18 protein-coding genes are annotated in these 23314 nt (G+C 73.6%); 14 read left to right on the forward strand and 4 right to left on the reverse strand.

Annotated elements, in window-relative coordinates; all coding sequences use genetic code 11:
* Nucleotides 1-29 precede the first annotated feature (29 nt).
* Nucleotides 30-686 (reverse strand): DUF4360 domain-containing protein, encoded by a 657-nt coding sequence (locus AB0G17_RS07310; protein WP_361376893.1) that lies wholly within the window; start codon nt 684-686, stop codon nt 30-32.
* A gap of 351 nt (nt 687-1037) precedes the next feature.
* Nucleotides 1038-1805: a type I methionyl aminopeptidase gene (gene map / locus AB0G17_RS07315; RefSeq protein ID WP_361376896.1), complete on the reverse strand. Its 768-nt coding sequence runs from the start codon at nt 1803-1805 to the stop codon at nt 1038-1040.
* Between the two features lie 255 nt (nt 1806-2060).
* On the opposite strand from map, the gene AB0G17_RS07320 reads away from it, so the two are divergent.
* From AB0G17_RS07320 to AB0G17_RS07355, 8 genes are all read left to right on the forward strand, one after another.
* Nucleotides 2061-2312, forward strand: coding sequence for a helix-turn-helix transcriptional regulator (locus tag AB0G17_RS07320; RefSeq protein WP_361376899.1), 252 nt, complete (start codon nt 2061-2063; stop codon nt 2310-2312).
* Between the two features lie 259 nt (nt 2313-2571).
* Nucleotides 2572-4110, forward strand: a complete 1539-nt coding sequence (locus AB0G17_RS07325) for a hypothetical protein (RefSeq protein ID WP_361376902.1) — start codon at nt 2572-2574, stop codon at nt 4108-4110.
* A 46-nt stretch (nt 4111-4156) separates the two neighbouring features.
* Nucleotides 4157-4684: a haloacid dehalogenase-like hydrolase gene (locus AB0G17_RS07330; protein WP_361376905.1), complete on the forward strand. Its 528-nt coding sequence runs from the start codon at nt 4157-4159 to the stop codon at nt 4682-4684.
* A 118-nt stretch (nt 4685-4802) separates the two neighbouring features.
* The gene (locus AB0G17_RS07335) at nt 4803-5645 is read left to right on the forward strand and encodes a nitrilase-related carbon-nitrogen hydrolase (protein ID WP_361376908.1); all 843 of its coding nucleotides are present in this window, start codon (nt 4803-4805) and stop codon (nt 5643-5645) included.
* Nucleotides 5642-6922 (forward strand): aspartate aminotransferase family protein, encoded by a 1281-nt coding sequence (locus AB0G17_RS07340; protein ID WP_361376911.1) that lies wholly within the window; start codon nt 5642-5644, stop codon nt 6920-6922. The genes AB0G17_RS07335 and AB0G17_RS07340 overlap by 4 nt, the downstream gene beginning before the upstream one ends.
* Before the next feature lie 50 nt (nt 6923-6972).
* Complete coding sequence (gene hydA, locus AB0G17_RS07345; protein WP_361376914.1) at nt 6973-8376, forward strand: dihydropyrimidinase; 1404 nt, start codon at nt 6973-6975, stop codon at nt 8374-8376.
* A 19-nt stretch (nt 8377-8395) separates the two neighbouring features.
* Nucleotides 8396-9394, forward strand: coding sequence for a TIGR03842 family LLM class F420-dependent oxidoreductase (locus tag AB0G17_RS07350; RefSeq protein WP_361376917.1), 999 nt, complete (start codon nt 8396-8398; stop codon nt 9392-9394).
* Between the two features lie 106 nt (nt 9395-9500).
* A complete protein-coding gene (locus tag AB0G17_RS07355) occupies nt 9501-11000 on the forward strand; it encodes an NCS1 family nucleobase:cation symporter-1 (protein WP_361376920.1) in 1500 nt (499 codons plus the stop codon).
* 250 nt (nt 11001-11250) lie between these two features.
* On the opposite strand, the gene AB0G17_RS07360 is transcribed toward AB0G17_RS07355, so the two are convergent.
* Nucleotides 11251-12306, reverse strand: a complete 1056-nt coding sequence (locus tag AB0G17_RS07360; RefSeq protein WP_361376923.1) for a biotin/lipoate A/B protein ligase family protein — start codon at nt 12304-12306, stop codon at nt 11251-11253.
* 78 nt (nt 12307-12384) lie between these two features.
* On the opposite strand from AB0G17_RS07360, the gene AB0G17_RS07365 reads away from it, so the two are divergent.
* The 6 genes from AB0G17_RS07365 (at nt 12385) to AB0G17_RS07390 (ending at nt 19859) form a co-directional block, all read left to right on the forward strand.
* Entirely contained in the window at nt 12385-14223 is a 1839-nt protein-coding gene (locus AB0G17_RS07365; RefSeq protein WP_361376926.1) for a gamma-glutamyltransferase, read from the forward strand.
* 90 nt (nt 14224-14313) lie between these two features.
* Nucleotides 14314-15150, forward strand: coding sequence for an inositol monophosphatase family protein (locus AB0G17_RS07370; RefSeq protein WP_361376929.1), 837 nt, complete (start codon nt 14314-14316; stop codon nt 15148-15150).
* A gap of 133 nt (nt 15151-15283) precedes the next feature.
* The gene (locus AB0G17_RS07375; protein WP_361376932.1) at nt 15284-16708 is read left to right on the forward strand and encodes an NAD(P)/FAD-dependent oxidoreductase; all 1425 of its coding nucleotides are present in this window, start codon (nt 15284-15286) and stop codon (nt 16706-16708) included.
* 59 nt (nt 16709-16767) lie between these two features.
* A complete protein-coding gene (locus tag AB0G17_RS07380; protein WP_361377199.1) occupies nt 16768-17316 on the forward strand; it encodes an O-acetyl-ADP-ribose deacetylase in 549 nt (182 codons plus the stop codon).
* 564 nt (nt 17317-17880) lie between these two features.
* Entirely contained in the window at nt 17881-19350 is a 1470-nt protein-coding gene (locus AB0G17_RS07385) for an AlkA N-terminal domain-containing protein (protein WP_361377202.1), read from the forward strand.
* 11 nt (nt 19351-19361) lie between these two features.
* Complete coding sequence (locus AB0G17_RS07390; RefSeq protein WP_361376935.1) at nt 19362-19859, forward strand: methylated-DNA--[protein]-cysteine S-methyltransferase; 498 nt, start codon at nt 19362-19364, stop codon at nt 19857-19859.
* A 55-nt stretch (nt 19860-19914) separates the two neighbouring features.
* On the opposite strand, the gene AB0G17_RS07395 is transcribed toward AB0G17_RS07390, so the two are convergent.
* Nucleotides 19915-23313, reverse strand: coding sequence for an SAV_2336 N-terminal domain-related protein (locus tag AB0G17_RS07395; protein ID WP_361376938.1), 3399 nt, complete (start codon nt 23311-23313; stop codon nt 19915-19917).
* Nucleotide 23314 lies beyond the last annotated feature (1 nt).

A 23314-nucleotide genomic window follows, 5' to 3' on the forward strand; every position in this document is an offset into this window, starting at 1 on the left:
CGGTCCCGGCCGGGCGGCCCGCGTGCGCGCTACTTCGGCGGGCACACCTTCCACGAGAAGTGGTAGATGGTGTTGATGCTGGCGTCGGTCGAGTCCATGCTGATGAAGCTGGTGGTGTTGACCGTGTCCGAGGTGCCGGCCCCGGCCCGCAGTTCGGTGTTGATGTTCAGATAGCGCTCCTCACCGCAGGGCTTGTAGACGAGGGCGGAGACGTCCGTGGTGTCGTTGGTCTGCCAGTCGTCGAAGAGCGGCCCCTTGAACGCGTGCGTGGCGGAGGCCGTCTGGGACATGCCCTGGAAGTAGTAGTTCGCCCGCTCCTGCGCGGTGGCACCCTTCTCCAGATGGGCGAAGCCGCGGTAGTCGGCCGAGGCGATCGCGTAGGTGAAGCCCTGCGGGACGTGGACGTTCAGCGCGAGCTGGCAGTTCTTTCTGAGGTCGGTGGGCGAGGAGCCCTTGCCGACCTGCGCCAGGTAGGTGCTGTACGTGACGGTGAACGCGGTGTTGTCGGGTGAGACCGCGACGGCCGCCGTGCCGGCCGGACACCCCGAGCCGTTGACGGTCACGAGGTCGATCACGATCTTGTCGGGCGGCGGGGTGCCCCAGCCCCCGGGGGTGTGGCCGGACGCGCTGAGCGGGGCGGCCAGAAGGACGGCGGACGCGCCGCCGATGGCCAGTGCGTTGAACATGACGCTCCTTTCGGTCATGTCGCCAGCCCGGTTCTCCTGTGGGGGGTTGGCGGGTCCATGACAGCAGAACGTCTCGTTCCGGGACAGGTACGGACCAGCCAGCGTACGGCCGTCCCGGCCGGGTCGGACTGGCCCGAAGTCGGCGTCGACTTCCGGCCGTGGCAAGGGAGTCGGCGCTGTTCGGGCGTGGGCGTACGGGGCGGGTCGCGCCCGGGCGGCGGGCCGCGGAATGACGCGGCTCCGCGCGTCGTACGCGGCTGGTGGCTGGTGGCTGGCGGCTGGCGGCTGGTGGCGCCCAGGCGGCGTGGCCGCGGAGTCACACGGCCCGCGCCGCCTTCGGGGTGCGGCCGCTCAGGGACGCGTGAGGATCCGCGGGCCTTTCTCCGTCACCGCCACCGTGTGCTCGGCGTGCGCCGCGCGGGTGCCGGTGAGCGTGCGCAGGGTCCAGCCGTCCTTGGCCGGGTAGTACCCGTCGGTGCCGTCCGCGATCAGCATCGGCTCGATCGCGAGGACCATGCCGTGCCGCAGCACCATGCCCCGGCCGGGGCGGCCCTCGTTCGGCACCCCCGGGTCCTCGTGCATCCGGCGGCCGATGCCGTGGCCGCCGAAGCCCTCCAGGATGCCGTATCCGGCGCTTCGGCAGACCTTGCCGATCGCGTGCGCGATGTCACCGATGCGGTTGCCGACGGTCGCCGCCGCGATGCCCGCTTCCAGTGCCTCGTACGCCGTCGAGATCAGCCGGACGTCCTCGGTCCGCGCGCGGCCCACCGTGAAGCTGATCGCCGAGTCACCGGCCCAGCCGTCCAGGATCGCCCCGAAGTCGACGCTCACGAGGTCGCCGTCGCGCAGCCGGTAGCCGTCCGGGACGCCGTGCACGATGGCGTCGTTGACGGAGACGCAGGCGACGGCCGGGAAGGGGACCGGGGCGAACTCCGGGTGGTAGCCGAGGAACGGCGAGGAGGCGCCCGCCGCGCGCAGCACCTCGTGAGCCGCCGTGTCGATGTCCAGCAGGCTGACGCCGACATCCGCCGCGTCCCGTGCCGCGGCGAGCGCCCGCGCGACCACCCGCCCGGCCTCGCGCATCGCGTCCATCTGTGCGTCCGTCTTGATCTCCACCATTCCAATTACTATACCGGTCGGGCGGAGTGCTCAGGCAGGCGGCCGTACGGGTGAAGGGCCTGAGGCGACGTCAGAGGGCGTGCAGGACCGTGACGTTGGCGAGCGCTCCCGCCTGGCACATGGTCTGCAGGGCGTAGCGGGCCCCGCGCTGGTGCACCCCGTCCCCCAGGGGCGGGGCAACTGCGCGACCGGCCGCGCACGGTTCGCAGGCGAACGGCCGCGCTCCCGGCGGGGGCGCGGGACTAGACTCGCCCCATGGTCCGCACCCCCCTCACCCCCGAAGAGCGCGAGCGCGGCGAGCGGCTCGGCCGGTTGCTGCGGGCCGCGCGCGACGGGCGCAGCATGAGCGAGGTCGCGGCGGCCGCGGGGCTCTCGGCCGAGACCCTGCGCAAGATCGAGACGGGGCGCGCCCCGACCCCGGCGTTCTTCACCGTGGCCGCGCTGGCCTCCGTACTCGGCCTCTCGCTCGACGAGGTCGCCGGGCACTGCACGCCGCTGCCTGCGTAGCGCTCCGCGCGGAGCGCTGGTTCGTCTGCGGGTCGTGCGTGGCTGGTCGCGCAGTTCCCCGCGCCCCTGGGGGACGGGGGCACGGCAACGGCGCGCAGGGGCCGCCGGGGGCGCGCGGCTTCCTCCATCACCACGCTGTTCGGCGCGCGGCCACACGCCGGTATCGCGGCGAAGACCTCTGCGTAACACGGGCGCAATACGGCGGGTATCGAATGCCCACGGACCGTGGGGGTTCAGTCGGCGGTTGGGGGATTGCGCTATGACGGTGAATCAACTCCCGGTGGACATCGGGGTGTTCGTCCAGTACATGGGTCGGCTGGCGGCCCTGCTCGACCGGTACGGCGGCGGCTGGTACGGGGTCTTCTGGCAGCGCGACCCCGACGGCATGGCGGCCTGCTTCGACGGCAGTGAGATCCCGCCGTGGGACGTGGTCGAGTCGCTGCTCCAGGACCTCGCGCCGACGCACGGCCCGGAGGCGGTGGTCCGTGAGACGGTACGGGCCCGGGCGCTGCACACCGCGGCCGCCGCCGCGTACGACGCCCGCCCGGGCGGCCGCGAGGCACTGCGCGAACGGCTCGCCCTGATGCTCCGCGAGCAGGCGTACGCCGCCGACCGGCTGCCCGGCGCCGCCCCCGCCGAACTGGCCTGGATCCAGGACGACCTGGCCCGGGCGGCCGCGCGCTGCGCCGAACTGCGCGCCCGCATCGCCGCGTTGGGACCGGAGGTCCCGAGGGGCTGGTTCAGCGAGCGGGCGGTGGCGCGGCCCAGGGGGGTGGCGGCCGCAGGGGCCGGCGGCGGCCCGGGCGAGCGGGGCGGCCCCCACAGCCCCGGTGGCTCCGGTGGTCCCGGCGGTCCCGCTGGTCCCGGCGGTCCCGCTGGTCCCGGTCGGCCGGGCCCGGCCGGTGAACCCCGCTTCCCCGCCTCACCCGAAGGGCCCGGCCTCCCCGCGGCACTCGACGGTCCCGGCCTCCCCGCGGCACCCGCCGCCCCCGACCAGCCCGCCCCCGTACCCCCGCCCCGACCCGCCGCGCGCCGCGCCTCGCGCGGGGCTCGTTTCGCCGGGCTCGACGCCGGTGGGGCCGAGGCGCAGGACAGCGGGCCCTTACTGCCGCCGGTCGCCGCCGCCGCGCCCACCGGGGCCCGGTTCGGCGGCGGTTGGCACCCCCGCAGACAGCCCGAGCACGCCCGGGGCAAGGGCGAGTCGAGGTCCCGGGAGGAGCGGGGGGAGCGGCTGGAGGGGTGGGAGGAGCAGGCGGGCGACCGCGATCAGCGCCGGAGGGTACGCGAGGCCGTCGTCCGGCTCGTCCGGCTGCGTGCCCGGGGCCGTACCGGAGAGGCGCACGCCGTGCTGTGCGAGGCGGCCGCCGGGCCCGCCGCCCTGCTGCCGCTGTTCGCGGGCGAGCTGCACCGCGCGGGCCTGGCCGCCGACTGGGCCACCCTGCTGTGGGAGGCGGCCTCGCTGCCGCCCGACCGGCTGGCCGCCGCGGCCGCCGCGCTCGCCGCCGCGGGGCAGGACGCCGACTGCCACCGGCTGCTGCGCCAGGGCGTGACCCGGCCCGCCGAGCAGATCGCGGACGCGGTGCTCGCACTGCGTGACGCCGGGCGCGAGAGCGAGGCGGACGCGCTGCTGAGCGCCTTCGTGCGGGTCCGCACCCCGGAGGACGCGGCGCAACTGGCCGCGCACGCCCCCGCGCGGCTGGCGCCGCAGCTGCTGGCGGCCGCCGGCGAGGTCTCCGAGGGACGTCGGCGAGACGTCGCCCACGCCTTCCGGGTGGCCAGAATTGCAACAGAACGTTGAAGGTTCGGGATTGAGGTGAGTGCGTGGCTGGGCAGGGTCCGTACCAATGGACAAGGACCCCCGCACAGCCCAGTCGCGTATATGTCGGCCAGGCAGGCCCGCCGCCGCGTTCTTCGACGTCGAGGGCACGCTCCTGGCCGTGCGCGAGCTGCCCGGACAGCCCGAGCCGCCCCGCGAAGGCCCGGGCCCGCCGCTCGGCCGCCTCTGGCACGCGCCGGTCCTCGCCGCCCTGCACGACCACGCCGCCCGGGGGCACCTGGTGGTTCTCGTGACCCCGTCGAGCGCCGCGGCCGTCGCGCCCGTCGCCCGTGAGCTGGGCGCCGACGCCGTGCTCTGCGGCCGGCCGCGGGCCCCGATGACCGGCCAGGGCAAGGGGTACGCGGCCCGCGCCCTGCTGCGCGAGCACGGCCTGCTCGCCGCCGACTGCTACGCGTACGCGGACGAGGCGGCCGACCTCCCGCTGCTCGCCGAGGTGGGCCACCCGGTGGTCGTGGGCGACGACCCGGTGCTGCTCAGGCATGCCCGGCGGGGCAACTGGGCCCGGCTGCCCTCCCCCGTACCGAGGGAAATGTGATCGACTTCGTGGCGTAACGGCGATGGTCTTGCCACGGTGGGTGACGGGCTTTACGGTCTCTCCACACGCGGTCTACGCGTGTGGATGCCTGGCTGACGGCCCGTCTAAGGAGCAGCTCATGGCCACTGTTGTCCGCGCCGCACTGGTCCAGGCCAGCTGGACCGGCGATACCGAATCCATGATCGCCAAACATGAGGAACACGCCCGCGAGGCGGCCCGGCAGGGTGCGAAGATCATTGGATTCCAGGAGGTCTTCAACGCCCCGTACTTCTGCCAGGTGCAGGAGCCCGAGCACTACCGGTGGGCGGAGCCGGTGCCGGACGGGCCGACCGTGCGGCGGATGCAGGAGCTCGCCCGCGAGACCGGGATGGTGATCGTCGTCCCCGTCTTCGAGATCGAGGGCTCCGGTTTCTACTACAACACCGCCGCCGTGATCGACGCCGACGGCAGCTACCTCGGCAAGTACCGCAAGCACCACATCCCCCAGGTGAAGGGGTTCTGGGAGAAGTACTACTTCAAACCGGGCAACCTGGGGTGGCCGGTCTTCGACACCGCCGTGGGCCGCGTCGGCGTCTACATCTGTTACGACCGCCACTTCCCCGAGGGCTGGCGGCAGTTGGGCCTCAACGGCGCCCAGATCGTCTACAACCCGTCGGCGACCTCCCGGGGACTTTCGGCCTATCTCTGGCAGCTGGAACAGCCCGCCTCGGCGGTGGCCAACGAATATTTCATCGCCGCCATCAACCGGGTCGGCCGCGAGGAGTACGGCGACAACGACTTCTACGGCACCAGCTACTTCGTGGACCCGCGCGGCCAGTTCGTCGGCGAGCCCGCCAGCGACAAGGAGGAGGAACTCGTCGTCCGGGACCTCGACTTCGGCCTCATCGACGAGGTGCGCCAGCAGTGGGCCTTCTACCGCGACCGGCGGCCCGACGCCTACGAAGGGCTGGTGAAGCCGTGACCTCCCTCTTCGACCGCCACCGCGCGGTCCTGCCCGACTGGCTCGCGCTCTACTACCGCCACCCCGTCGAGATCACCCATGGGGAGGGCCGCCATGTGTGGGACTCCGACGGCAACCGGTACCTGGACTTCTTCGGCGGCATCCTCACCACGATGACCGCGCACGCCCTGCCCGAGGTCACCAAGGCCGTCTCCGAGCAGGCCGGACGGATCATCCACTCCTCCACGCTCTACCTCAACCGCCCGATGGTCGAGCTCGCCGAGCGGATCGCCCACCTCTCCGGCATCCCGGACGCCCGGGTCTTCTTCACCACCTCGGGCACCGAGGCCAACGACACCGCGCTGCTGCTCGCCACCGCCCACCGCGGCTCCAACCAGATCCTGGCGATGCGCAACAGCTACCACGGCCGCTCGTTCAGCGCGGTCGGCATCACCGGCAACCAGGCCTGGTCACCGACGAGCCTGTCGCCGCTGCAGACGCTGTACGTGCACGGGGGTGTCCGCTCCCGGGGCCCCTACGCGGAATTGAGTGACCGTCAGTTCATCAACGCCTGCGTCGCCGACCTCGAAGACCTGCTCGGCCACACCCGCGACGTCGCCGCGCTCATCGCCGAGCCCATCCAGGGCGTCGGCGGCTTCACCTCGCCCCCCGACGGGCTCTACGCCGCCTTTCGTGAAGTCCTCGACCGGCACGGCATCCTGTGGATCAGCGACGAGGTGCAGACCGGCTGGGGCCGTACCGGCGACCACTTCTGGGGCTGGCAGGCGCACGCCCAGAACGGCCCGCCGGACATCCTCACCTTCGCCAAGGGTATCGGCAACGGCATGTCGATCGGCGGTGTGGTGGCGAGCGCCCGCATCATGAACTGCCTGGACGCCAACTCGATTTCGACCTTCGGCGGCTCCCCGGTCACCATGGCTGCCGGCCTCGCCAACCTCTCGTACCTCGTCGAACACGACCTCCAGGGCAACGCGCGGCGCGTGGGCGGCCTGCTCATCGAGCGGCTGCGGGCCGTCGCGGCCCAGCTCCCCTTCGTACGCGAGGTGCGCGGCCGGGGCCTGATGGCGGGCATCGAGCTGGTGAAGCCGGGCACCGACGAGGCCCATCCGGAGGCCGCGGCCGCCGTGCTCGAAGCGGCCCGCGAGGGCGGACTGCTCATCGGCAAGGGCGGTGGCCACAACACCAGCGTGCTCCGCATCGCCCCGCCGCTCACCCTCACCGTCGCCGAGGCGGAGGAGGGCGCCGCCATCCTCGAACGGTCGCTGCGGAGCGTCTAGCCCGTCCTGAACATGTACCACCTGTACGTGTACGAAAGGGAGCACCACCCATGAGTACCCGCACCCTGATCACCGGCGGTCTGGTGATCACCGCCGCCGACGAGGTCCACGCCGACGTACTGATCGAGGACGGCCGCATCGCCGCCCTGGCCGCGCACGGGTCGAGCGCGGCGCGGGGCTGGAGCGCCGAGCGGACGATCGACGCGTCGGACAAGTACGTCATCCCGGGCGGAGTCGACGCCCACACCCACATGGAGCTCCCCTTCGGCGGGACCTTCGCCTCCGACACCTTCGAGACCGGGACCCGGGCCGCCGCCTGGGGCGGCACCACCACCATCGTGGACTTCGCCGTGCAGTCGCCGGGCCACGCGCTGCGCGAGGGACTGGACGCCTGGTACGCCAAGGCGGACGGCCAGTGCGCCATCGACTACGCCTTCCACATGATCCTCTCCGATGTGAACGAGCACACCCTCAAGGAGATGGACCTCCTGGTGGAGGAGGGCGTGACCTCGTTCAAGCTGTTCATGGCGTATCCGGGCGTCTTCTACAGCGACGACGGCCAGATCCTGCGGGCCATGCAGCGCTCGGCCTCCAACGGCGGGCTGATCATGATGCACGCCGAGAACGGCATCGCCATCGACGTCCTCGTGGAGCAGGCGCTCGCCGCCGGGCACACCGACCCGCGCTACCACGGCGAGGTGCGCCGCGCCCTGCTCGAAGCCGAGGCCACCCACCGCGCGATCCAGCTGGCCCGGGTCGCCGGGGCGCCGCTCTACGTCGTCCACGTGTCGGCCGAGGAGGCTGTCGCCGAGCTGGCGGCCGCCCGGGACATGGGACTCCCGGTCTTCGGCGAAACCTGTCCGCAGTACCTGTTCCTCTCCACCGACAACCTGGCCGAGCCCGGTTTCGAGGGCGCCAAATACGTCTGCTCGACACCGCTGCGGCCCAAGGAGCACCAGGCCGCGCTCTGGCGGGGGCTGCGCACCAACGACCTCCAGGTGGTCTCCACCGACCACTGCCCGTTCTGCTTCGTGGGGCAGAAGGAGCTCGGCCGGGGCGACTTCTCCAAGATCCCCAACGGTCTGCCGGGCGTGGAGAACCGGATGGACCTGCTCCACCAGGCCGTGCTCGACGGCCACCTCAGCCGGCGCCGCTGGATCGAGATCGCCTGCGCCAGCCCCGCGCGGATGTTCGGGCTCTACCCGAAGAAGGGCACCATCGCGCCGGGCGCCGACGCCGACGTCGTCATCTACGACCCGCACGCCGAGCAGACCATCTCCGCCGAGACCCACCACATGAACGTGGACTACTCGGCGTACGAGGGCAGGCGGATCACCGGCCGCGTCGAGACGGTCCTCTCACGCGGTGAACTCGTCGTACACGAGCGGCAGTTCACCGGACGGGCCGGACACGGCCTCTACACCCCGCGGGCCACCTCCCAGTACCTCGGATAGTCACCAGGAGCAGCACCACATGGACTTCGGACTCGTCCTGCAGACCGACCCGCCCGCCTCGACCGTCGTCGGCCTCATGCGCCGCGCGGAACGCAACGGCTTCCGCTACGGCTGGACCTTCGACTCGGCGGTGCTCTGGCAGGAGCCCTTCGTCATCTACAGCCGCATCCTGGAGCACACGCGGCAGATGCACATCGGCCCGATGGTGACCAACCCGGGCACCAGGACCTGGGAGGTCACCGCCTCCACCTTCGCGACCCTCAACGACATGTACGGCAACCGCACGGTGTGCGGCATCGGCCGCGGCGACTCCGCGATGCGCGTCGCCGGGCGCAAACCCAACACCCTGGCCCGCCTGGGCGAGGCCATCGGCGTGATCCGCGACCTCGCGGAGGGCCGCGAGGCCGAGGTCGACGGGCAGCGCCTGAAGCTGCCCTGGGTCAGGGACGGCAAACTGCCCGTCTGGATGGCGGCGTACGGGCCGAAGGCGCTGGCGCTGGCCGGTCAGAAGGCCGACGGCTTCATCCTGCAGCTCGCGGACCCGTTCCTGACGGAGTGGATGGTCAAGGCGGTCCGCAAGGCCGCCGTCGAGGCCGGCCGCGACCCCGCCTCGGTGACCATCTGCGTCGCCGCCCCGGCCTACGTCGGCGACGACCTCGGCCACGCCCGCGAGCAGTGCCGCTGGTTCGGCGGCATGGTCGGCAACCACGTCGCGGACCTGGTGGCGCGGTACGGCGAGCACTCGGGCCTGGTCCCGGACGCGCTCACCGACTACATCAAGGCCCGCCAGGGCTACGACTACAGCCACCACGGCCGCACCGACAACCCGGACACCGCCTTCGTCCCCGACGAGATCGTCGACCGCTTCTGCCTCCTCGGCCCCGTGGAGGCGCACATCGAGAAGCTGAAGGCGCTGCGCGACCTGGGCGTGGACCAGTTCGCGGTGTACGCGATGCACGACGCGCGCGAGGAGGTCATCGACGCGTACGGGGAGCAGGTGATCCCGGCGCTGAGCTGAGCCGCCCGGGGGCGCCTGGCCCCCGCCGGGCGCCCCCTGCCTGGAACCCGCCCTCCCTCACGGCCCGTTCGCCCTCCCCCTCGTCCCCCGAACGAATGGCCTGCCCATGACCGACACCGCCATACCGACGGACACCGCCCCGCCGGACAGCCGCTTCGCCAACGACGACCTCCGGCCGGTGCCGCCCGAGGAGCGCCGCTGGACCACGTACAACTTCGCCGCCCTCTGGGTCGGCATGGCGCACAACATCCCCTCCTGGACGCTCGCTTCCGGGCTGGTCGCCCTCGGCATGGACTGGAAGCAGGCCGTGTTCACCATCGCGTTCGCCAATGTGATCGTGCTGGTCCCGATGCTGCTGACCGGACACGCCGGACCGAAGTACGGCATCCCCTTCCCGGTGCTCGCCCGCGCCTCCTTCGGGCTGCGCGGCGCCAATCTGCCCGCGCTGATCCGCGCGGCGGTCGCCTGCTGCTGGTTCGGCATCCAGACCTGGATCGGCGGCCAGGGCGTCTTCGTCCTGCTCGGCAAGGTCTTCGGCGGCTGGGCGGACGCGTCGGAGATCGGCGGCCAGCCGTGGACCCTCTGGCTCTGCTTCGTCCTCTTCTGGGCCCTGGAACTGGCCATCATCTACCGGGGGATGGAGACGCTGCGCCGGTTCGAGAACTGGGCGGCGCCGTTCGTCCTCGTCGGGGCCGTGGTGCTGCTGATCTGGATCGCCCACAAGGCGGGCGGCCTCGGCCCGCTGCTCGACCAGCCCTCCAAGCACGGCTGGGGGCGGGACTTCTGGCCGGTCTTCTTCCCGTCGCTGATGGGCATGATCGGCTTCTGGGCGACGCTGTCCCTGAACATCCCGGACTTCACCCGCTTCGGCAAGGGCCAGCGCGCCCAGGTGTGGGGCCAGACCCTGGGCCTGCCCACCACCATGACGGCCTTCGCGCTCCTGTCGGTCCTGGTCACCTCCGGCTCGCAGGCGGTGTACGGGGTGGCGATCTGGAACCCGGTGGACCTGGTGGCCCGGACCGACAACGTCTTCGGGCTGCTGTTCGCGCTGCTCACGGTCCTGGTCGCGACGATCTCCGTCAACATCGCGGCGAACGTGGTCTCCCCGGCGTACGACCTCGCCAACCTGGCGCCCCGCCTCATCACCTTCCGCAGGGGTGCGCTCATCACCGGCGTCGTCGGCGTGGTGATCTTCCCCTGGAAGCTGACGTCGACGCCCGAGCTGTACATCTTCACCTGGCTGGGAGTGGTCGGCGGCCTGCTCGGCACGGTCGCGGGCATCCTGATCGCGGACTACTGGATCATCCGCCGCACGGTCCTCGACGTGCCCGACCTGTACCGGCCGGGCGGCCGCTACTGGTACCGCGCGGGCTGGAACTGGCGCGCGGTGGCCGCGTTCGCGGTCGGCGGCGTCCTGGCCGTGGGCGGCTCCTACTCCACGCTCGACCCCCAGGGCAAGAAGCTGGGCCCCTTCCCGGCGGACGGCCTGATCCCGGCCCTGAAGCCGCTGGCGGACTACGGGTGGGCGGTGGGGCTGGGGTCGGCGCTGGTGGTCTATACGGGGTTGATGGGACTTCGCGGCAGCGCGTTGCCGGAGTCGCGCTAGCGGGGTGGGGCGATCGGGTGCTCGGGGTGCGGTTCTTGTCTTCGGGTCGCCGTGGGCTGGTCGCGCAGTCCCCGCGCCCCCAGGGGGTTGCGCCTCCTACCCAGCCGAGCGCACCGCCCCCGCCAGGGGCGGTGCGGAACTGCGCGCTCAGCCCACCACCGGCCGGCAGACGAAGACCGGGCCCCATCAGCCGCGCGCGACCAGCCACGGACGACCCGCAGCCGAATGCCACCGCCCTCCAAGCGAAGCGTCAGGGCACCCGCGCGGTCCACTCCGCACTGGAGAACTTCGTCTCCGCCAGCTCGCGGGCGCGGGTCATCTCCTCGTCGGTGACCTTCCCCTCGGCCAGCCCGTACCGCCCCCGGAACGAGGCGATCATCCGCTCGATGACCGCCTCGCGGGGCAGGCCCGTCTGGCGGCGCAGCGGGTCGACGCGCTTCTTCGCGCTCTTGGTGCCCTTGTCGGAGAGCTTCTCGCGGCCGATGCGGAGGACTTCGAGCATCTTGTCGGCGTCGATGTCGTACGCCATCGTCACGTGGTGCAGCACCGCGCCCGCGTCCGCGACCACCCGCTTCTGCGCCGCGCCCGCGATCTTGCCCGCGTCCGTGGCGATGTCGTTCAGCGGCTGGTACCAGGCCTTCACCCCCATGTCGCCGAGCGCGCCGAGGACCCAGTCGTCCAAGTAGGCGTAGCTGTCGGCGAAGGAGAGGCCCTGGACCAGGGCGTCGGGGACCGAGAGCGAGTACGTGATGGTGTTGCCCGGCTCGATGAACATGGCGCCGCCGCCCGACACCCGGCGCACCACCGTGATCCCGTGGCGCTCGGCGCCCTCCGGGTCCACCTCGTTGCGCAGAGACTGGAAGCTGCCGATCACCACGGCCGGAGCGCCCCACTCCCACACCCGCAGCGTCGGCGGGCGGCGCCCGGCCGCGACCTCGGCGGTGATCACCTCGTCGAGCGCCATGTGCAGGGCGGGGGACTGGGGGCCGTCGTGGATCAGCTGCCAGTCGTAGTCCGTCCAGTCCGTCGCGTGCGCCAGCGCCCGGCGGACCGCGATGCCGACCCCTTCCGAGGTGAGTCCGTACATCGTCGTGCCCGGCGGCAGTGCCGTGTCGATACGGGCCGCCAGCCCGGCCGCGTCGGTGTCGGCCGGGGCGCCCTCCAGCGCGCTGTTGATCGACAGGATCGCCTCGTCCGGTTCGAGGAAGAAGTCGCCCGCCACCCGCACACCGCTCAGCACGCCGTCCTCGACGTCCAGATCCACCACCACGAGCTTGCCGCCGGGGACCTTGTACTCACCGTGCACCGCTGCTCCTCCCTCCACACCGAAGAATCAACGGTACGGGCAGGGTCGGACATTCCGGTGCGGAGCTAACCTGCCGTGATGGCCGACCGGATCAACGTGCATGGCGCCGGACCGTCCTTCACCACCCGACCCACCCTCCAGGGCACCTTCGGCATGGTCTCCTCGACCCACTGGCTCGCCTCGCAGTGCGCCATGGCCGTCCTGGAGGACGGCGGCAACGCCTTCGACGCGGCCGTCGCCGCGGGCTTCGTCCTCCACGTCGTCGAGCCGCATCTGAACGGCCCGGCCGACGAGGTGCCCGTCCTGCTCGCCCCGGCCGACGGCGCGGTACGGGTGCTGTGCGGCCAGGGGCCCACGCCCGCTGGAGCGACCGCCGCCCACTACCGCTCGCTCGGCCTGGACCTCGCACCGGGCACCGGCCCGCTCGCGGCCGCCGTGCCCGGCGCCTTCGACGCCTGGATGCTCCTGCTGCGGGACCACGGCACCAAGACGCTCGCCGACGTACTGAAGTACGCCATCGGATACGCCGAGGACGGGCACCCGCCCGTGGAGCTGGTCGGGCAGACCGTCGACGGGGTGCGCGCGCTGTTCGAGAGCGAGTGGCACTCTTCCGCCGAGGTCTATCTGCCGGGCGGCCGCGCGCCGCGCCCGGGGCGGCTGCTGCGCAACCCGGCCCTGGCGCGCACCTGGCGCCGCCTGCTCGCGGAGTCGGCCCCCACGCGCGCGTACGCCACCGGTGACGGCCGCGTACGGCAGATAGAGACGGCCCGGCGCGTCTGGCGCGAGGGGTTCGTCGCCGAGGCGCTGGTCGCGCAGGCGCGGCGGCCCACTCTGGACACCAGCGGCGAGCGCCACACCGGCACCCTGACGGTGGCCGACCTCGCCGGGTGGTCCGCGACGTACGAGGACCCGGTGACGTACGACTGGAACGGCTGGACCGTCTGCAAGGCGGGCGGCTGGAGCCAGGGCCCGGTCTTCCTGCAGCAACTGGCGCTGCTTCCGGAGGCGTTGCCGCCGTACGGCTCCGCCGAGTACGTCCACCTCCTCGTCGAGGGGTGCAAGCTCGCCATGGCCGACCGGGAGGCCTGGTACGGGGACGCGGCCGGGGTGCCGCTCGCCGAGCTGCTCTCGGACGAGTACAACGCGGTCCGGCGCGCGCTCGTCGGCCCGGCCGCCTCGTACGAGCTGCGGCCCGGCAGCCCGGGCGGGCGTCCGCCCCGGATCGCCCGCGAGGCACTACGCGCGCGTGGCCGCGACGCCGGCGTACGGGCGCCGGGCGCCGGGGAGCCGACCGTGGGCCCGGACGGCGCCACCCGGGGCGACACCTGCCACCTGGACGTGGTCGACCGCTGGGGGAACATGGTCGCCGCGACCCCCAGCGGCGGCTGGCTCCAGTCCAACCCCGTCGTCCCCGAACTCGGCTTCCCGCTCGGCACCCGGCTCCAGATGGCCTGGCTGGAGGACGGGCTGGCGAACACGCTCACCCCGGGGCGCCGCCCCCGTACGACGCTGTCGCCCACCCTGGCGCTGCGCGACGGCGTACCGGTGCTGGCCTTCGGCACGCCCGGCGGGGACCAGCAGGACCAGTGGCAGCTGCACTTCTTCCTCGCCGTCGCACTCGGCGCGGGCGAGCGCGGCGGGCTCGGCCTCCAGGGCGGGATCGATGCCCCGAACTGGCACAACGACTCCTTCCCGAGTTCGTTCCATCCCCGGGCGAGCCGGTCCGGCAGCGTCACGGTCGAGGCGCGGACCTCCGGGGAGGTGGTGGCGGGGCTGCGGCGGCGCGGGCACCGGGTCACGGTCGGCGGCGCCTGGTCGGAGGGGAGGCTGTGCGCGGTCGCGCGCGATCCGGGGATCGGCATCCTGTCCGCCGCCGCGAATCCGCGCGGGATGCAGGGGTACGCGGTGGGGCGCTGACCCGGCGGCGCGCGCCGACGTCACCTCGATGAGGCCCGGGGTTGGGGGCCAGGTTCGCCGATTGTCAGTGGCGCGTGTTTTGCTGGACGCATGATCGAAGGGTTGCTCGCAGAGTTTCTGGAAGACCGGTCGTCCGACGTCGAAGAGGCGGTCCGCAAGGCGGCGGCCGTCGAGATCATGCCGCGCTTCCGCCAGCTCGCCGCGCACGAGGTCCTGGAGAAGAGCGGCCCGCACGACCTGGTCACGGTCGCCGACCGGCGCGCCGAGGAGTTCCTCACCGAGGCGCTGACCGAGCTGCTGCCGGGCTCGGCCGTCGTCGGCGAGGAGGCCGTCGCGGCCGACCTGACGATGTACGACGCGCTGGGCGGCGACGCGCCGGTGTGGATCGTCGACCCGGTCGACGGGACCCGCCAGTTCGTGCGCGGCGAGCAGGGCTTCTGCACGCTGGTCGCGCTCGCCCACCACGGCGAGGTGCTGGCGTCGTGGACGTACGCGGCGGCCCTCGACCAGATGGCGGTCGCGGCCCGCGGCCGGGGCGCGACGCTCAACGGCGAGGCGATACGGTCCGGGGCGCCCGCGCCCGGCGCGGTGATCGAGGTCGCCACCTCCCACCCGGACTACACGACGGAAGACCAGAAGCGCGCCCTGCTCGGCCTGCGCACCGAGGGCGTCCGCCCGCGCCCGTGCGGCTCGGCCGGGCTCGAATACCTGGCGGTGGCGCGCGGCGAGCTGGACGCGGTCGCGTTCTCCTGGGAGCTCGCCTGGGACCACGCGGCGGGTCTGCTCCTGGTGGCCGAGGCGGGCGGAGCCCAGACGACCGTGACGGGTGAGCCGTTCAGGATCACCGGGGGCAACGCCCTGCCGTTCACGGCCGCCCGGGACGCGGCGACGGCGGAGCGCGTGCGGAGGCTGCTGGCGGGGGAGTGAGCGGACGCGGCCGGACGTCCGTCCGCGGGGCGCCGCGCGGCCCCCGGCCGCAACCGCGCCCACCCCGGGCCTGATTGTCCGTGGCCCGGAATATGCTGGGTGTCTTGGCCACAAGGGCGTGAGGAGTCCGAAGGTGCCGTCGATGCTCGATGCCGTCGTCGTGGGGGCGGGGCCCAATGGACTGACCGCCGCGGTCGAACTGGCCAGGCGCGGTCTGTCCGTTGCGGTCTTCGAGGCCAAGGACACCATCGGGGGCGGCGCCAGGACCGAGGAGCTCACCCTCCCCGGCTTCCGCCACGACCCCTGTTCCGCCGTGCATCCGCTGGGCATCGGCTCCCCGGCCTTCCGCCGGATGCCGCTCGACCGGTACGGACTGGAGTGGCTGCACCCCGAACTGCCCATGGCGCACCCCTTCGACGACGGCAGCGCGGCCGTGCTCGCCCGCTCGGTCGCCGAGACCGCCGCGTCGTTCGGGCCGCGCGACGCGGGCACGTACCGAAGACTGATGGCGCCCTACCGCGGCAAGTGGGACGTCCTGGTCCAGGACTTCATGTCGCTGCCGCTGAGCGCCCTGCCCCGCGATCCGGTCGGCCTCGCCCGCTTCGGCATCGACGGCCTCGCGCCGTACACGTGGATGATGCGCCGCTTCCGGGACGACCGGGCCCGCGCCCTGATGGCCGGTCTTGTCGGCCATGTCATCGCCCCGCTGAGCGGCCTCGCGACTTCCGCGGTCGGCCTGGTCTTCGCGCTCGCCGCGCACGAGAACGGCTGGCCGCTGCCGCGCGGCGGCTCCCAGTCGATCTCGGACGCGCTCGCCGGGTACCTGCGCGACCTGGGCGGCTCGGTCCACACCGGCTTCGAGGTGAAGCGGCTCGACGACCTGCCGCCCGCGCGCGCGTACGTCTTCGACACCTCGCCGACCGCGCTCGCCCGGATCGCGGGCCTGGGCCGGGCGTATGAGGGGTACCGGTACGGCGCCGGGGTCTTCAAGATCGATTACGCGCTGGACGGCCCGGTGCCGTGGACCGCGGCCGAGCCGCGCCGGGCCGGTACGGTGCAGATCGGCCCGTCCAGCCGGGAGATCGGCGCCGCGCTCAGTCAGGCGTCCGGGGGCACCGCCCCCGAGACCCCGTTCCTGATCACCGCCCAGCCGAGCCTCGTCGACCCGTCGCGGGCGCCCGAGGGCAAGCACGTGTTCTGGGCGTACGGACACGTGCCGAACGGGTGGGACGGCGACCTCACCGACGCGATCGAGCGCCAGATCGAACGGTTCGCGCCGGGCTTCCGCGACCGGGTGCTCGCGCGCGCCACGGCGGGGCCGCCGCAGCTCGCGGCGAACAACGCGAACTATGTGGGCGGTGACATCGCGTGCGGGGCGGCGCGGGGGCTGCAGCTGCTGCTGCGGCCCACGCTGTCGCTGTTCCCGTACACGACCCGGCACCCGTCGGTGTTCCTCTGCTCCTCCGCCACTCCGCCCGGCCCCGGGGTGCACGGCATGTCCGGGCACAACGCGGCCAAGGCGGTCTGGCGGGCCCTGCGGAAGGCGGACAAGCGGTGACGGGGGCGAGCGGGGGTGCGGGTGGCGCGGGCGGCGCCGGTGGCGCCGGTGGCGTCCGGATCGTGCTGGTCAGGGGTGACATCACCGCCCAGTCCGTGGACGCGATCGTCAACGCGGCCAACTCGTCGCTGCTGGGCGGGGGCGGGGTCGACGGCGCCATCCACCGGCGGGGCGGGCCGGAGATCCTGGCCGACTGCCGCCGGCTGCGCGCCTCCCACTACGGCAAGGGCCTGCCGACCGGGCGCGCCGTCGCCACGACGGCGGGCCGCCTGGACGCGCGGTGGGTGATCCACACGGTGGGGCCGGTGTGGCAGCGCGACGAGGACCGCTCGGCCCTGCTGGCCTCCTGCTACCGGGAATCCCTGCGGGTGGCGGGGGAGTTGGGGGCTCGTACGGTGGCGTTCCCGGCGATCTCGACGGGGGTGTACGGGTGGCCGTTGGATGACGGGGCGCGGATTGCGGTGCGTGCGGTGAGGCAGGCGGGCTCTGCCTCTGCCTCTGCCTCTGCCTCTGTCCCGACCTCGGTCGAGGAGGTCCGTTTCGTGCTGTTCGACGACGCGGCGTACGGGGCGTTCGAGGAGGCGCTGACGGCTGCGCCGGGGGTGTGATCTTTCGGCCGCGGGCCGGTGGGGGTTGCTCGCGCAGTTCCCCGCGCCCCTGAGGGCCCGGGGCGTGATCTTTTGCCTGCGGACCGTGCTGGGCTGGTCGCGCAGTTCCCCGCGCCCCTGAGGGCCGGGGCGTGATTTTTTGCTGCGAGCCGTGCTGGGTTGCCCGCGCCCACGCGGCGGAGCCGCACATGTCACAGCCCCGCGCCCCTAGCGGGTTGCAGGTTGCGGCACTGGTCGCGCCCTCAGGGGCGCGGGGAACTGCGCGGTCAGCCCCCACCGGCCTGCAGGCGAACACCGGGCCGAAAGGGGGCGCGGGGAACTGCGCGACCAGCCCGCGACTGCTCGCACGCGAACCTCCACACCGCCAGCCCTCAAGGGCGCGACCAGCCCGCGACGGCCCGCAGGCGGACGTGCACCCCTCAGGGGCGCGGGCAGCCCCCGCCCAGCAGGCCCCCCGCTCCCCCCGCTCACCGAAGGTTCATGTCGGATTTCTGCCAGCGGCAACCCCCGCCCGTGGCCGATGCTGGGGCCATGAACCCCGCCTCCGTCGCCGGGACGACGGCCATGTACACCGATACCGAGCGCTGCGTGCGGGCCGTCCAGTCCAAGGACGCCCGTTTCGACGGCTGGTTCTTCACCGCCGTTCTCACCACCCGGATCTACTGCCGGCCCAGTTGCCCGGTCGTGCCGCCCAAGGTCGAGAACATGACCTTCTACCCGAGCGCCGCCGCCTGCCAGCAGGCCGGGTTCCGGGCCTGTAAGCGGTGCCGCCCGGACACCACCCCCGGCTCGCCGGAGTGGAACGCCCGGGCCGACTCCGTCGCCCGCGCGATGCGCCTGATCCGGGACGGCGTCGTCGACCGCGAGGGCGTGTCCGGGCTCGCCGTGCGGCTCGGCTACAGCGCCCGCCAGATCGAGCGCCAGCTGCGCGCCGAGCTCGGCGCCGGACCCCTCGCCCTGGCCCGCGCCCAGCGCGCCCAGACCGCCCGGATCCTCATCGAGACCACCGCGCTCCCGATGGCCGACGTCGCCTTCGCGGCGGGCTTCGCCTCGGTGCGCACCTTCAACGACACCGTCCGCGAGGTCTTCGCGCTCGCCCCCACCGAGCTGCGCGCCCGCGCCGCGCGGGGCATCGCCCGCCAGGCCCCCGGCACGATCGCCCTGCGGCTGCCCTACCGCGCCCCGCTCAACCCGGACAACCTCTTCGGGCATCTGGCCGCCACCGCGGTTCCCGGTGTGGAGGAGTGGCGCGGCGGCGCGTACCGCCGCACGCTCTCCCTCCCGTACGGGCACGGCATCGTCGAACTCACCCCCGCCCCCGACCACATCGGCTGTCTGCTCTCGCTCACCGATCTGCGCGACCTCACCATCGCCATCAGCCGCTGCCGCTGGATGCTCGACCTCGACGCCGACCCGGTCGCCGTCGACGACCGGCTGCGCGCCGACCCGCTGCTCGCCCCGCTGGTCGACAAGGCCCCCGGACGCCGGGTGCCGCGTACCGTCGACGCGGCGGAGTTCGCGGTACGGGCGGTGCTCGGCCAGCAGGTCTCCACGGCCGCCGCCCGTACCCACGCGGCCCGCCTGGTGACTGCGCACGGCGAGCCGGTCGAGGATCCGGCGGGTGGGCTCACCCATCTGTTCCCCACCCCCGAGGCGCTGGCCGGGCTCGATCCGGAGGCCCTGGCCCTGCCGCGCAGTCGCCGCGCCACCCTCACCACGCTGGTCGCGGGCCTCGCCGACGGCAGCCTCCCGCTGGGCATCGACACCGACTGGGAGCGGGCCCGGGTCCAGCTCCTGGAGCTGCCGGGCTTCGGCCCCTGGACCGTCGAGGTGATCGCGATGCGGGCGCTCGGGGACCCGGACGCCTTCCTCCCCTCCGACCTGGGCGTGCGCCGCGCGGCCAAGTCGCTCGGCCTGCCCTCCTCGCCCGCCGCTCTCACCGCGAGTGCCGCCGCCTGGCGCCCGTGGCGGGCCTACGCCGTCCAGTACCTCTGGGCGACCGACAGCCACCCCATCAACTACCTTCCCGCGTGAGGACGTTCGCGATGACCACCACCCACACCGTCACCGACAGCCCGTACGGCCCGCTCACCCTCGTCGCCGAGGACGGCGCGCTCAGCCGTCTGTACATGGAGGGCCAGCGCCACCGCCCGCCCGAGGAGACGTTCGGCGAGCCCGACGACGGCGGCCCGTTCCCCGAGGCGATCCGTCAGCTCGGCGCGTACTTCGCGGGTGAACTCACCGCGTTCGACCTGGAGCTGGACCTGCGCGGCACCGACTTCCAGCGCGCGGTGTGGGACCAGCTGCGCCGCATCCCCTACGGCGAGACCCGCTCCTACGGCGAACTCGCCCAGGCACTCGGCAACCCCGGCGCCTCCCGCGCCGTCGGCCTGGCCAACGGCAAGAACCCGGTCGGGATCATCGTCCCCTGCCACCGCGTCATCGGCTCCACGGGGAGCCTCACGGGCTACGGCGGCGGCCTCGACCGCAAGCAGCGGCTGCTGGCGTTCGAGAAGGGGACGGACGGCGACGCGCTGTTCTAGCGGACGGTGACGCGCTGTTCCAGGGGACGGCGCGCGGGTCCAGCGGGCTGCCGGGCTACCGGTCCGGCAGCAGCATCGCCGCCAGCCGCAGATACGCCGTGTACGTCTGCGGGGTGAGCCACGACAGCTCGACCGTGCTGCCCGTCGTCAGATGGCCGTCGCGCGGCACCATGACCACACCCCGGAAGCGCGAGCTCAGGCCGCGCAGGGTGGCCGCGTCGAGGGCCCAGCCGGCCGCCGGGCGGCTGTGGTTGAGGACGAGCACGGCGTCCGGCAGCAGGTCGGGCCTGCCCATCGCGACCAGCCGGTCCACGGCCCGCTGGGCCTGGGTCACCCCCGCCGGGTCGGCGCGGGAGACGATCACCACGCGGTTGGCGAGCTCCAGGACGCCCTGGGAGAACTTGTCGGTGTCGGCGAGCGTCACCTGGAAGTACGGTTCGGTCACCTCCACCACGTCCCGGAACTGGGAGTCGGAGAACTGGTCGGCCGTCGGCGGATGCGTCACCGAGTCGTTGGCCAGGACCATCAGGCCCGAGCGGTGCTGCGACAGGAACATCCGCAGGTCGTCGAAGGTGCGGATCTCACCCCGGGACCTGGCCAGTTCGGTCAGCCGGGCCTCCGTGGCGCGGTAGACGCGCCGGGCGATGTGGATGTGGGTGCCCGCGTGCCGGTCGGTGTCGATCGCCAGCACCGGCTCCTGGCGCTGCTCGGCGAGGACCGCGCCGAGCACCGTGGCCGTCGTGGTGCACCCGGCGCGGTCCTTGACGCCGAGCACGGCGATCCGCAGCGGCTCCGCGAGCGGCGCCCGGATCGTACGGATCCACTCCTCGCGGTCCTCCTCCGGCTCCTCCGCCGGGTCGTCCACGACCGCGTCCTCCGGCTCTTCCTCCCACTCCACCGGCATCGGCAGCAACGCCCCGAACGCCTCCGCGAGCTCGCGCGCCGTCGGCCGGGCCTCCGGCTCCTCGTCGACCGCGCGCATCAGCAGTTCGCGCAGGTTCTCGTCGAGGCGGCGGAACTCCGGGTCGTGGCGCAGCAGATCGAACTGGTACCTGCGCCAGTTCCGGCCCGTCACGGCGTGCAGCAGGATCGCCCCGATCGAGTACACGTCGCCCGCCGCGATCCGGGACTCGCCCCATGAGGTGACCTCGGGCGCGCGGTAGGGCGAGCTGGGCGGCACCGTCAGCAGCGAGGCGCTGGAGGCGCCGTCGATCCGTACCGAGGTCCAGCTGATGATGTGCAGGGTGCGCTCGGTGACCAGGACCGTGCCGGGCGTCAGCGCCCCGTGCACCAGGCCCTTGGCGTGGCAGCGGGCCACCGCGCGGGCCAGGCTCCAGCCCAGCCACGCCAGCAGCGGCGAGTCGGGCAGCGGCCCGGCCGCGTGCAGGACCGCGCGGAGCGTGGGCGCGGGCAGACCGGTGCTCAGCGGAGTGAAGCGCAGGGCGATCCAGGGCGTCGGGGTCGCGTCGTTCAGGTCGCTGGCGACCACGGCCGGCGCGTACAGCCCGTCCATCCGGCGCAGCGCCCGCCGCTCGGTGGCGAGGAGCTCCCGCGCGGTCGGCGAGTCGGGCGAGCGGGCGACCCGAAGCAGCACCTGCTCGCCGTCGATGTCCTCGCCGATGTACGCGACGGCCTTGCCGCCCGCCTCGTCGCGCATCCGCAGCGTGTACGGGCCCAGGGTGCGCAGATCCAGCATCTGCAGCGGCTGCCACGACGGGGCCGCCTCCAGGACGGACGGCAGCTGGGTGTCCTCGTACTCCGACGCGGGCAGCGGTGGCCGCACCACCACCATCGGCCGCGCCCCCAGATGGGTGAGCAGCCGGTCCTCCAGCCAGGCGAACGGCCGTGTCCCCGGCAGGAGTTCACCGGTGCCCGACGGGTGGGCGAGCCAGGCCGGGAAGTCGGGGGAGCGGCCCACCAGCGTGGACAGGCGCTCGGTCACCGCCCGCGTGGTGCGCAGCAGGTCGATCGGGGACGCCGTGTCGAGCAGGATCTCCTGGACGCCGTCGACGAAGCCGAACCGGCGGTGCTGGGCGGGCAGCCGGTCCTCGGCCGGGTCGGCCTGGTGCATCAGACCGCCCAGGAACACCTCGGCCAGGTGCGCGGTGTCGGAGCGCCACGGCACGGACGCCTGCACCAGCCGCATCACCGGCACGGTCAGCGGCGAGATCGCGGCCAGGTGCGCGGCCAGCCGGTAGGCCTGCGGGGACGCGGCGTCCCGGAACCGCAGCACCGCGCCCGAGGCGTCCGCGCCCCGGGTGCCGGCCCGGCCCCGGGGGCTGCGCGCGCCCGCCGGGGCGAGTAACGGCAGCTCGGCGCTGGCCCCGGGCGAAGCCACCAGCCGCGCCCAGGCGGCGACCGCCGAAGGGTCCGGCTCCAGTACGGGCACGGGCACACCCGGGAACGTGTCGCCGAGGCCGGGCGGCAGCAGCGGGTCGGTCACCTCCCAGGTGCGGTTGGCCGCGCCGCGCCGCCGGGTGGTCACCGACCACTGCTCGCAGCGGATCCCCGAGCCGTCCCACATGTGGGCGGGCAGCGCGTGCACCACCGCCGTGGGGCCCTGCCGGGCCCAGCGCTGGAGTACGGTGTGCATCCGGCCGTCCCGCCAGCAGGCGCCCACCCCGTCGCTGATCACCAGGACCAGCGTGCGGCCCGAGGGGTCGGCCGCCGACGCGGGCGAGAGCTGCGGCAGAGCGGAGTCGAAGGGACGCGCCCGCAGCGAGGGCGCGTCGGCCGTACGGGTGTCCAGGCCGTGCACCCGGATGTCCCGGAACGCCCCCAACCGCTCGAACACGGAGCGCAGTTCGGTGGCGAGCCTGCGCCACAGCAGCATCGAGAGGCCGTCGTCGATCAGCAGGGTCAGATCGAGCCAGCGCTGGCGGGCGGGCCGCAGCACCACGTCGGGCAGCCCGGTCTCGGCCATCGCCGCGGCGGTCGCGGTGTCGTCGAACTCCCAGGAGTGGGAGCCGATGTGGGGCTGCTTCAGCAGGCGCAGCGCCCGGCTCAACCGCAGCTCCCCGTCCCCGAGCGCCTTCTCCTCCGGGACGCGCACCGGCATGGCCCCGGCCCCGCGCGCCGGGCGGTCCGGGGCGGTGCGTACGTCGCCGAACTCGGGGGCGCTGCGGGAGGCGGCGGCCGCGTGCAGCGCGCCCAGGAGCTGGGTGGGCAGCGGCGGCTGGGCGCTCTCGCCGTGCGCCGGCCCGCCGTCGTCCTCCACCTCGTCGGGCGGCTCCACCTCCGTACCCTCCGGCGGGCTCCCGTCCCGGTCCCCGTCCCACGGCTGCTCCACCGGGCGTTGCGTACGGTCCGCGGCCAGGGCGCTCGCCAGCGGGGCGCGGGCGTCCGCGGGCAGCCGGGCCGCCAGCCACAGGGTGTCCAGGAGCTCATGGGTGGAGAGCTCGGAGCCCACCAGGGCGGCGAACCGGGCCAGGGCGGCGGGGTCGGCGCGCGGCACG

The organism is Streptomyces sp. NPDC023838, from assembly GCF_040639555.1.
In the GTDB taxonomy this organism is placed as follows: Bacteria; Actinomycetota; Actinomycetes; order Streptomycetales; family Streptomycetaceae; genus Streptomyces.

What these genes read in the sequence shown, in the direction of transcription:
- map (WP_361376896.1), bottom strand. Translation starts at nt 1,805, where the DNA reads ATGGTGGAGATCAAGACGGACGCACAGATGGACGCGATGCGCGAGGCC.
- AB0G17_RS07390 (WP_361376935.1), top strand. Translation starts at nt 19,362, where the DNA reads ATGACCACCACCCACACCGTCACCGACAGCCCGTACGGCCCGCTCACC.
- AB0G17_RS07355 (WP_361376920.1), top strand. Translation starts at nt 9,501, where the DNA reads ATGACCGACACCGCCATACCGACGGACACCGCCCCGCCGGACAGCCGC.
- AB0G17_RS07365 (WP_361376926.1), top strand. Translation starts at nt 12,385, where the DNA reads ATGGCCGACCGGATCAACGTGCATGGCGCCGGACCGTCCTTCACCACC.
- AB0G17_RS07310 (WP_361376893.1), bottom strand. Translation starts at nt 686, where the DNA reads ATGTTCAACGCACTGGCCATCGGCGGCGCGTCCGCCGTCCTTCTGGCC.
- AB0G17_RS07325 (WP_361376902.1), top strand. Translation starts at nt 2,572, where the DNA reads ATGACGGTGAATCAACTCCCGGTGGACATCGGGGTGTTCGTCCAGTAC.
- AB0G17_RS07335 (WP_361376908.1), top strand. Translation starts at nt 4,803, where the DNA reads ATGGCCACTGTTGTCCGCGCCGCACTGGTCCAGGCCAGCTGGACCGGC.
- AB0G17_RS07330 (WP_361376905.1), top strand. Translation starts at nt 4,157, where the DNA reads ATGGACAAGGACCCCCGCACAGCCCAGTCGCGTATATGTCGGCCAGGC.
- hydA (WP_361376914.1), top strand. Translation starts at nt 6,973, where the DNA reads ATGAGTACCCGCACCCTGATCACCGGCGGTCTGGTGATCACCGCCGCC.
- AB0G17_RS07385 (WP_361377202.1), top strand. Translation starts at nt 17,881, where the DNA reads ATGTACACCGATACCGAGCGCTGCGTGCGGGCCGTCCAGTCCAAGGAC.
- AB0G17_RS07320 (WP_361376899.1), top strand. Translation starts at nt 2,061, where the DNA reads ATGGTCCGCACCCCCCTCACCCCCGAAGAGCGCGAGCGCGGCGAGCGG.
- AB0G17_RS07370 (WP_361376929.1), top strand. Translation starts at nt 14,314, where the DNA reads ATGATCGAAGGGTTGCTCGCAGAGTTTCTGGAAGACCGGTCGTCCGAC.
- AB0G17_RS07350 (WP_361376917.1), top strand. Translation starts at nt 8,396, where the DNA reads ATGGACTTCGGACTCGTCCTGCAGACCGACCCGCCCGCCTCGACCGTC.